9 protein-coding genes are annotated in these 9257 nt (G+C 68.2%); 4 read left to right on the top strand and 5 right to left on the bottom strand.

All coding sequences use genetic code 11. From position 1 onward, the window contains the following. Both AC1D1S_RS16300 and AC1D1S_RS16295 read left to right on the top strand, forming a co-directional pair. A partial coding sequence (locus tag AC1D1S_RS16300) for a hypothetical protein (protein WP_476994933.1) occupies window positions 1-843 on the top strand: 843 nt, incomplete at its 5' end. Window positions 844-924: 81 nt separating this feature from the next. After that, window positions 925-1320 (top strand): twin-arginine translocase TatA/TatE family subunit, encoded by a 396-nt coding sequence (locus tag AC1D1S_RS16295; protein ID WP_028275671.1) that lies wholly within the window; start codon window positions 925-927, stop codon window positions 1318-1320. A gap of 97 nt (window positions 1321-1417) precedes the next feature. Here AC1D1S_RS16295 and AC1D1S_RS16290 read toward each other — a convergent pair whose 3' ends face one another. From AC1D1S_RS16290 to AC1D1S_RS16280, 3 genes are read right to left on the bottom strand one after another with little or no spacing between them, the layout of a single operon-like run. Continuing rightward, on the bottom strand, window positions 1418-2545 hold the full coding sequence (locus AC1D1S_RS16290; protein ID WP_476994932.1) for an Mrp/NBP35 family ATP-binding protein: 1128 nt from the start codon (window positions 2543-2545) through the stop codon (window positions 1418-1420). A gap of 11 nt (window positions 2546-2556) precedes the next feature. Next, window positions 2557-3387, bottom strand: a complete 831-nt coding sequence (locus AC1D1S_RS16285; protein ID WP_439954158.1) for a DUF1003 domain-containing protein — start codon at window positions 3385-3387, stop codon at window positions 2557-2559. Further along, a complete protein-coding gene (locus AC1D1S_RS16280; RefSeq protein ID WP_028275668.1) occupies window positions 3368-4651 on the bottom strand; it encodes a magnesium transporter MgtE N-terminal domain-containing protein in 1284 nt (427 codons plus the stop codon). Before AC1D1S_RS16280 ends, AC1D1S_RS16285 begins: the two co-directional genes overlap by 20 nt. A 77-nt stretch (window positions 4652-4728) precedes the next feature. On the opposite strand from AC1D1S_RS16280, the gene AC1D1S_RS16275 reads away from it, so the two are divergent. After that, the gene (locus tag AC1D1S_RS16275; RefSeq protein ID WP_243182262.1) at window positions 4729-5619 is read left to right on the top strand and encodes a YflT domain-containing protein; all 891 of its coding nucleotides are present in this window, start codon (window positions 4729-4731) and stop codon (window positions 5617-5619) included. A gap of 95 nt (window positions 5620-5714) precedes the next feature. On the opposite strand, the gene AC1D1S_RS16270 is transcribed toward AC1D1S_RS16275, so the two are convergent. Continuing rightward, a complete protein-coding gene (locus tag AC1D1S_RS16270) occupies window positions 5715-7298 on the bottom strand; it encodes an aminopeptidase P family protein (protein WP_476994931.1) in 1584 nt (527 codons plus the stop codon). A 123-nt stretch (window positions 7299-7421) separates the two neighbouring features. Between AC1D1S_RS16270 and AC1D1S_RS16265 the strand changes: the two genes are divergently transcribed. Continuing rightward, window positions 7422-8267: a PHP domain-containing protein gene (locus AC1D1S_RS16265; RefSeq protein WP_476994930.1), complete on the top strand. Its 846-nt coding sequence runs from the start codon at window positions 7422-7424 to the stop codon at window positions 8265-8267. Between the two features lie 48 nt (window positions 8268-8315). On the opposite strand, the gene AC1D1S_RS16260 is transcribed toward AC1D1S_RS16265, so the two are convergent. Next, window positions 8316-9188, bottom strand: coding sequence for a DNA-methyltransferase (locus AC1D1S_RS16260; RefSeq protein WP_028278091.1), 873 nt, complete (start codon window positions 9186-9188; stop codon window positions 8316-8318). Window positions 9189-9257 lie beyond the last annotated feature (69 nt).

The raw sequence follows: 9257 nt of genomic DNA, 5'->3' as shown, positions 1-9257 counted from the left end.
CACCGCGCCCGCCGCCGCGGCCCGCGCCTGCCGGTGCTTGCCGTCGGCGGAGCCGTCGCCGCCTTGGCCCTCATGACCGGCACCRCGTACGTCATGGGCGGCGACGACGCGGTCCCCGCCGAGGGCGCAGAGACTGCCACCCTCGCCCACCCGGATGCCCCCGGGCTGCCCGCCAGCGGTGAGCCGCTCGGTGCAACGGAGCTGTTCGACGCCAGCGGATCCGGCGTCCCCGGCGCTGAGGGAACTGGGCCCCGTGTCGCGTTCGGCCTCGGCGGCGAGCCCGACTTCACCCCTTCCGGGACGCTGAACACCGGTGAGCTTGCCGCGTTCCGCTCGCAGGGATGGACATGTCCGGAGCTGCACGAGCTCGGATTCCACCTCATCTGGGCMCGTGCCGGCGTCATCTCCGGGGACGAGGTCCTGGAACTTCGCCTCACGGATGGCCGGCACTTCGCCACGGTCCTTGAGCAGCATGCCTCGACGCGGGCGCCCGCGGCGCCCCCCGCACCGGCACGGGCCGAAGTTTCGCCCATCAACGTGCTGACCGGACACACCGCCGTGGCAGACGGCTTCATCCCGGCCAAGGCCGGCACGCCGTCGGCCGCCCCCGAACCCGGGAATGGCTTTCTTTGGGTAAACCCCGCCCCGCCCTACCGGGCCATCTACCAGACCTCGGCGGCGACATACACGTACATTTCGGACCTGCCGGCCGAGCAGGCGGACGACGGCGTTGCCGCTCTGAGCCGGGTCAGCAGTGGCGCTCCCGTGCCGGCCTCGCACAACGGAATTCCGGAACGGATCGAGCGTGGATTGAGCAGAATCCTGGAGCACCTGGCACCGTGAGGCAGGGACGGGCCGGACATGGCCGGCATACGGACTTCGCGGAATCGTCGCCAGCCCGAGCGAGAGGGTAACCTTCCTAAAGTGCTTGGAATCAATGGACCGGAGTTCTTACTTCTGCTGATCATCGGCCTTCTGGTGATTGGTCCCAGCAGGCTGCCCGAATACACCCAGAAACTTGCCAACATTGTCAAGGAAGTGCGCCGGATGGCGTCCGGTGCGCGGGAACAGATCAAGGAAGAAGTCGGCATCGACATCGATGAGGTCGACTGGAAGAAGTACGATCCGCGGCAGTACGATCCCCGCCGCATCATCAAGGAAGCGCTCCTTGACGATGACACCAAGCCGATGAGCGCCGGGGCACCCGCAACGGTCTCCGCGGCCGCTGCCGCGACTGCCGTCGCCGTGCACCGCCCCGAGCGGGTGCTTGAGCGGCTGCCCGAGGGCGAACCGGCACCCTTCGACTCAGAGGCGACCTAGGACTTCCCGCGGCGGACCTGCCGCAGTGCCTTCGCAGGGATGCGGCCGGGCCTTGTCAGCGGGCTTCCGTGTCGGCATCCGCCGGCACGGGGCCCTGTCAGCGGGGCTGCAGACCCAGCGGCATGCCCTTGAGGCCGCGGGGAACCGACGCCAGCCTGCCGGCGATCCCCGCCAAAGCCACGGCCGCAGGCGTCTCCGGACGGCCCAGCACCAGCGGCACTCCGGAATCCCCACCCTCACGCAGGAGGACTTCGAGCGGAATCTGGCCCAACAGCGGCACGTCCTCACCCACGGTGGCCGAGAGGCGCTCGGCCAGCACGGCGCCGCCGCCGCTGCCGAACAGTTCCATCCTGCCGCCGTCGGGCAKTTCAAGGTAGGACATGTTTTCCACGACGCCGGCCACGGTCTGGCCSGTCTGGGTGGCGATYGCMCCSGCCCGCTCGGCAACRTCSGCGGCGGCCGCCTGCGGGGTGGTCACGACGAGGATCTGCGCCTTGGGCAGCAGCTGGGCGACGGAGATCGCGATGTCGCCTGTGCCGGGGGGCAGGTCCAGGAAGAGGGCGTCGAGGTCGCCGAAGTAGACGTCGGTGAGGAACTGCTCGAGCGCCCGGTGCAGCATCGGGCCCCGCCATGCCACGGGCTGGTTCCCGGTGACGAACATGCCGATGGAGATGACCTTGACCCCGTAGGCCACGGGCGGCAGGATCATGTCGTCCACCCGCGTGGGGGCCTGTGTGATGCCCATCAGCGCCGGAACGGAGAAACCGTACACATCCGCGTCCACGATCCCCACACGGAGCCCCTGGGCGGCCAGGGCGCACGCCAGGTTGACCGTGACGGAGGACTTGCCCACGCCGCCCTTGCCGCTCGCGACGGCGTACACCTTGGTCAGCGAGCCCGGCGCGTTGAACGGGATGCCGCGCTGGGCGCCGGCGCCCCGCAACTGCTCCTTGAGGGCGTCGCGCTGGACCTGTGTCATCACTTTAAGGTCCACGTCCACGCCGGTGACGCCCGGGACGGCGGACAAGGCAGCCTCGGTGTCCGCCGTGATGGTGCCGCGCAGCGGGCAGCCCGCGATGGTCAGCAGCACCGCGATCCGCACGCGGCCGCCGTCGCCGATCTCAACGGACTCCACCATGCCGAGCTCGGTGATGGGGCGGCGGAGCTCCGGGTCGATCACGGTGGCAAGTGCGCCGTGCACTGCCTGTTCCAGCGGGGTGCTCATGCGGGCGATGCTCAGCTTTCGGGGATGGTGCGGTGTGCGGGCTGGCGGGTGGGATCGGCCGCGGCCTCGGAGTGGTTCGCCGACGGGTTCGGCAGTTTCCCCGAAGGGTTCCCTGTCGGGTCCCGTGAAGAGTCCTGCACACGGTCCTTGGCCGGGTCATCGCGCTTGCCGCCGGCTTTTACCCGGGGGATTTGCTGGGTCCGGGGGCTGCGCTGCTTGTCGCGCCGCTCCTTCATCTTCTCCTTGACCTTTTCCCGCGGGGTCTCGTGGGCGCCGGCGGAAGGATCGTGGGTGCGCAGTTCCTCCTGGGCCTCCAGCATGTCCTCCAGCAGGCTGCGGAGCTCGGCGCGGACGTAATCGCGGGTGGCGACCTCGCGCAGCGCGATGCGCAGGGACGCAAGTTCCCGGGTCAGGTATTCAGTGTCGGAGAGATTGCGCTCGGCCCTCTGGCGGTCCTGCTGCAGCGAGACCTTGTCGCGGTCGTCCTGGCGGTTCTGGGCCAGCAGCAGCAGGGGCGCGGCGTAGGAGGCCTGCAGGGACAGCATGAGGGTCAGCAGCGTGAAGCCCAGCGCCCGTGAATCGAACTGCCATTCCTCCGGCGCCCACGTGTTCCAGCCCAGCCAGAACAAGCAGAACACCGTCATGTACATCAGGAACGCGGGGGTTCCCATGAAACGGGCGAAGCCTTCCGTGGCATGGCCGAAGGCGTCCGGGTCGGGACGGAAGTTGGGCAGGATACGCTGCCGGCCGCTCAGGGGCGTGTCGAGACCGCCGGTGGTCCTGCCGCCAGGGCGGACATTGGAGGTCCGTGGTGCTGTGGGATCAGCCAATGCGGCCTCCAAGCTTTCTTATCGGGGCATCGTCCTCGTGGGCGCGCCAGTCGTCCGGCAACAGATGATCAAGCACGTCGTCAACAGTCACCGCCCCCACAAGCCGTCCGTCATCGTTGACAACTGGAAGCGAGTTGAGGTTGTACGTTGCCAGCGCGCGGGCGACCTCGCTGATGTGGGCCTGGTCGGAGACCGGCTCCAGGCTCTTGTCCACCAGATTGCCCAGCGGCTCCGGCGGCGGAAAGCGCAGGAGCTGCTGGATATGGACGACGCCGAGGAATCGTCCCGTCGGCGTCTCCAACGGGGGCCGGGCGACGAAGATCGACGACGCCAGGGCGGGGGAGAGTTCCTCGCGGCGCACGTGCGCGAGTGCCTCGGCGACGGTTGCTTCCGGGGGAAGGATTACCGGCACGGGCGTCATGAGCCCGCCGGCGGTGTCCTCGTCGTATTCGAGCAGGCGGCGGACGTCTTCGGCGCCTTCGGGTTCCATCAACTGCAGGAGTTCTTCAGCCTGGGCGCTGGGGAGTTCGGCGAGGAGGTCGGCGGCGTCGTCCGGATCCATCTCCTCGAGGACGTCGGCGGCGCGGTTGACGTCCAGGGCGGAGAGGATCTCCACCTGATCACCTTCGCGCATCTCCTGCAGGACGTCCGCGAGCCGTTCGTCTTGGAGTTCGCTCGCAACCTCGAAGCGGCGCTTGTCGCTCATTTCCTGCAGGGCCTCGGCGAAGTCGGCGGGCTTGAGGTCCTCGTGCGTGGCCACGAACTGGGTGGCGGCCTGTGGCTCGGTCTTGGCGCCTTGCCGGGCATCGGCCCAGTCGATGATGAGGGTTTCATTGCGGCGCAGCCGGCTCAGGGGCGAGAGGGAGTGGCCGCGGCGGACGAAGAGCTTGCTGACGAACCAGTCGCCGGAGCGGTGCCGGTCCATGGCGATGTCTTCGATGGTCGCGTCGCCGCTGCCGTCCGCAAGGGTCACCCGGCGGTCGAACATTTCGGCCACCACGAGGGTTTCCGCGCCGCGCTGTTCGAAACGGCGAAGATTGACCAGCCCGGTGCAGATGACCTGGGTCTGGTCTATGGACGTAATCCGGGTCATCGGCACGAAGACGCGCTTCTTGCCGGGGACCTCGACGACGATGCCCACCACGTGCGGGGCGCCCCTGGTTCCGCGGGAGAGCACCACGACGTCGCGCAGCCGACCCAGACGGTCGCCCAAAGGGTCGAAGACGTCCAGTCCGAGGAGGCGCGCGACAAACACTCGCGAAAGATTCGTGCTCACCCCTACAGGCTACCGAGTCTGCTCTCTTTTAGCTGAATTTCCAGCCGCACACCAGCCCGATGGGTGAGAATGGGCATATGTCAAACATTTTTGGTGCTCCCAGGGCCGGTGCCCCCAACGGCTCGGACGAGGCACGCACCGTCCCGAGAGGCGACGTTGTCGGTTCCTACAACTCCTACCTGGATGCCCAGAAGGCGGTGGACTACCTGGCTGACCAGCAGTTCCCCGTGCAGATGGTGTCGATCGTGGGCAATGACCTGAAGATGGTCGAGCGGGTGACCGGCCGGCTTACCTACCCCCGCGTCGCCCTCTCCGGCGCCCTCAGCGGCATGTGGTTCGGCCTGTTCGTCGGCGTCATGCTGTCCTTCTTCTCCACAACCCCCGGTTATTTCTCGATTGTGACGTCAGTGCTGATGGGTGCCGCGTTCTTCATGCTGTTTGGCATCGTCACGTACGCCATGCAGCGCGGCAAGCGTGACTTCACCTCAACCAGCCAGGTGGTCGCGACCAATTACGACGTCGTGGTCTCCTTCGAGGCCGCCGGCGAAGCGCGGCGCCTGCTCCACCAGCTGCCTATGACGGCGCATGACGCGTCCGGTGCCGCGGCCGGCGGTTTCGCTCAGCAGGACTACCGTCATCAGGCACCGCAGCAGCCCGGCCCACAGCAGCCGGGACAGCAGACCCATGCGCCGCAGCGCCCCGCGGGCTGGAACGACCCGTACGGCCAGAGAACGCCGGAGACCGGCGCAGACCCGGCCGGACAGTACCAGGGCGGTGCACCCCAGCAGGAGGGCCCTGCGGGCCCCGCTCCGACGGCACCGGCCGCGGCTGAGGAGGCGGCGGCCCGCCCGGCCGGCCGGGTTTCCGGGGTGAGCTATCCGGATCTCCCGGACGGCCGCCCGCAGTACGGGGTCAGGGTCACGGACAGCGAGAAGCCCGCGGCAGGCCAGGACGGCCAGCAGCACTAAACCGGGCAACACGGAGGCCAGGCAAAAACAGGCAGCAAAAAGGGAGGGTCCCGGACATCCGGGACCCTCCCTTTTCGGGTCCAAGCCTTTTCGATTTACGCCGTCTGGCCGTCCACTTCCAGGTAGATGCCCGCCATCCAGGACTCGACGTCGTCGGCCTTGCGCGGCAGTGCGGCGCTGAGGTTGACCGGGCCGTCCGCCGTCATGAGGATGTCGTCCTCGATCCGGACGCCGATGCCGCGGTATTCCTCGGGGATGCCGATGTCCTCGCTCTTGAAGTACAGGCCGGGTTCGATCGTGAACACCATGCCGGGCGTGAGCACGCCGTCGAGGTAGAGTTCACGCTTCGCCTGGGCACAGTCGTGGACGTCGAGGCCGAGGTGATGGCTGGTGCCGTGCGGCATCCACCGGCGGTGCTGCTGGCCCTCGGTGCTCACGGCTTCCTCGACGGAGACGGGCAGGAGGCCCCATTCGGCGAGCCGCTCGGCCAGCACCGTGGTGGCTGCCGTGTGGATGTCCCGGAACTTCGTGCCCGGCTGGGCGGCGGCCAAGCCGGCGTCGGCGGCGTCGAGCACTGCCTCGTAGACCTTGCGCTGGACCTCGGAGAACTTGCCGTTGGCCGGCAGGGTACGGGTGATGTCCGCGGTGTAGAGGGAATCGGCCTCGACTCCGGCGTCCAGCAGCAGCAGTTCGCCCGCGTTGATCTTGCCGGTGTTCCGGGTCCAGTGCAGCACGGTGGCGTTGTTGCCGGAGGCGGCGATGGTGTCGTAGCCGAGCTCGTTGCCTTCCTCGCGGGCCCGGGCGAAGAACGCCCCTTCCACGACGCGCTCGCCGCGGTGGTGGGTCAGCGCCCGCGGGATCGCCTTGACCACCTCGGTGAAGCCGGCCACGGTGGCGRCGACGGCGATCTTCATCTGTTCGATTTCCCACTCGTCCTTGAGTAGGCGCAGTTCCGAGAGGGCCTCTGTGAGTTTCTCATCCAGGGCGTCGAGCACGCTCAGGTCGAGGTTGTCGGGGTCCTTGGCCGTGTTGTAGCGGGCAGTGTCGACGAGCGCATCAATGTTCTCGTCAACCTTGCGGACCAGCCTGATGGAGATTCCGCCGATCTCCGGCGCACCGACATTCTTGGTGATGGCGAGTTCGAGTTCGGCGATGTCGGCCGTGTCGAGTCCCAGCTTGGCCTTGAACTCGGCCAGGGTCGGGCGTGCGCCGATCCAGAACTCCCCGGAGCGGGAATCGGCGTAGAACTGCTCGGTGTCGCGGCCGGCCAACGGGCGGAAGTACAGCGTGGCGTGGTGGTTTCCGCCGTCGTCGCCGGTGCCCTCCGCGACCGGTTCCAGGATCAGAACCGCATCAGGTTCGTGGTCCAGGCCGAGGCCGGTGAGGTGCGCGAAGGCGGAGTGCGGCCGGAAGCGGTAGTCGCAGTCGTTCGAGCGGACCTTCAGCGGACCGGCGGGGATGACCAGGCGTTCACCTTTGAACTGGCCTGAGATGGAGCGGCGCCGGCCTGCGGCGTGGCCCGCGACGGCGTCCCGCTCGGAAAGCTGTTGCGAGGCCGGCGCCCAGTTGCTGGCCATGAAGGCCTTGAAGGCGTCGGAGCTGGGCCGCTGCGAGCGGTTGTTGACGCGCTCTTCGAGGGGCTGGGAAGCGGAGACTAGGGTGTTATCTGCATCGTTCACCGTCCCATAGTCTCACCAGCGCCGCGGCTTAGGCCAACGGCGCGCTCGCGCTGCAGGGCCGCTGCAGGGCCCCGGCACGACGGGGCCGAGGCTTTGGATCCTGCCATCTACTAGGCTGGTGAGGTGAGGATCGACCTGCATGCGCACTCCAACGTTTCCGACGGCACCCAGGCGCCGGCCGGCGTCATGGAGTCCGCCGCCGCCGCGGGCCTCGACGTCATCGCCCTGACCGATCACGATTCCACTGCCGGGTGGGCGGAGGCCGCCGTCGCCGCCCGGAAAGCCGGGGTCGCGCTGGTCCCGGGGATGGAGATCTCCTGCCGCACCGCGGAAGGCATCAGCGTCCACCTGCTCAGCTACCTCCACGACCCCGCGCATCCCGGACTGCTTGAGGAAATCACCAAGTCCAAGGACGCCCGGCACACGAGGGCGCAGAAGATGGTCACCCTTTTGTCGGAGGACTACCCGCTGACATGGGACGACGTGATTCACCACGTCGCGCCGGGGGCCACCCTGGGCCGCCCGCACATCGCCGACGCGCTCGTCGCGGCAGGTGTGGTGGAAGACCGGGCCGAGGCTTTTGGTTCCATCCTCACAGCACGCTCGCGCTACTGGGTCCAGCACTATGCGCCGGAGCCGGCGCTCGCCGTCGAACTGGTCCGTGCAGCCGGGGGCGTCCCGGTGTTCGCCCACCCCGTGGCATCCGCCCGCGGCCGGATCGTGGGGGAGGGGACCTACCAGGAGATGATCGACGCCGGCCTGGCAGGCCTGGAAATCTACCACCGGGACAACCCCGAGGAGGGCCGGACGTTCCTGCGCCGCATCGCCGAACGCTATGGCCTGCTGATCACAGGGTCCTCCGATTACCACGGCGCAGGAAAGCCGAACCTGCTGGGCGAGAACCTGACCTCCGCAGAAGTCTTTGCCCGGATCGAGGAACTGGGCACAGGCTCGCACGTGGTGCGCTGAAAAGCCGCCCCGGCCCCGGGAACGGCGGGGCGCGGTGAGGGCGGCGGGTCAGACCGTCGGGAAAGACGTGAACTGCGCCTGCGCGGCCAGGCGCTTGGCCATGACGTCGATGGCCGGCTGGTTCTGGTCCACGCACACGAACCTGCGGTCGAGTTTCGCGGCCACGGACCCGAGCGTGCCGGAACCTGCGAAGAAGTCCAGGCACCAGTCGCCCGGCCGGCTCGAGGCCGCAACCACGCGGCGGATCAGCCCCTCCGGCTTCTGCGTCGGGTAGCCGGTTTTCTCCTTGCCGGTCGGCGAAACGATCGTGTGCCACCACACGTCCGTGGGCAACTTGCCGAGCTCGCGCTTGGCGGGGGTCACCAGTCCGGGCGCCATGTAGGGCTCACGGTCCACCTCGGCACTGTCGAAGTGGTACTTCGCCGGGTTCTTGACGTAGACGAGGATGTTGTCGTGCTTGGTGGGCCAGCGGTACTTGGCCCGTGCACCGTAGTCGTACGCCCAGATGATCTCGTTCAGGAAGCATTCGCGGCCGAAGATCGCGTCCAGCATGACCTTTGCGTAGTGCACCTCTCGGTAGTCCAGGTGCAGGTACAGGGTGCCGTCGTCGGCCAGGAGCCGCCAGGCCTCCACGAGCCGGGGCTCGAGGAAGGACCAGTAGTCGCTGAACGCGTCGTCGTACTTGTGCAGCGCGCCCTTGATGGTGTCGTAGGACCGGCCCTTGAACCCGACGCGGTCACCCTCGCCGCCGGCGTTGAGCACCATCCTGGTTTCCTGGCGCCGCTGGACCCGGCCGGTGTTGAAGGGCGGGTCCACGTAAATCAGTGTGAAGGCGCCGTCCGGCAGCGTGGGGAGGTATTCCGCGTTGTCCGCGTGAACCACCAGGTTGCTGCCGTCCGGCGCCCAGACGGTGTCAGTCATGGAGGGGATTAGGCCTCGGCGCCGCTCGGCTGTGCGTCGCCGCCGGCCACTACCTCGCCGTTGCGGCGG

The sequence above is a fragment of the Arthrobacter sp. P1_A5 genome, assembly GCF_056406825.1.
The sequence above is the reverse complement of the archived record's forward strand: the minus strand, read 5'-3'. Positions and strand labels throughout refer to the sequence as shown.

What these genes read in the sequence shown, in the direction of transcription:
- AC1D1S_RS16275 (WP_243182262.1), top strand. Translation starts at nt 4,729, where the DNA reads ATGTCAAACATTTTTGGTGCTCCCAGGGCCGGTGCCCCCAACGGCTCG.
- AC1D1S_RS16260 (WP_028278091.1), bottom strand. Translation starts at nt 9,188, where the DNA reads ATGACTGACACCGTCTGGGCGCCGGACGGCAGCAACCTGGTGGTTCAC.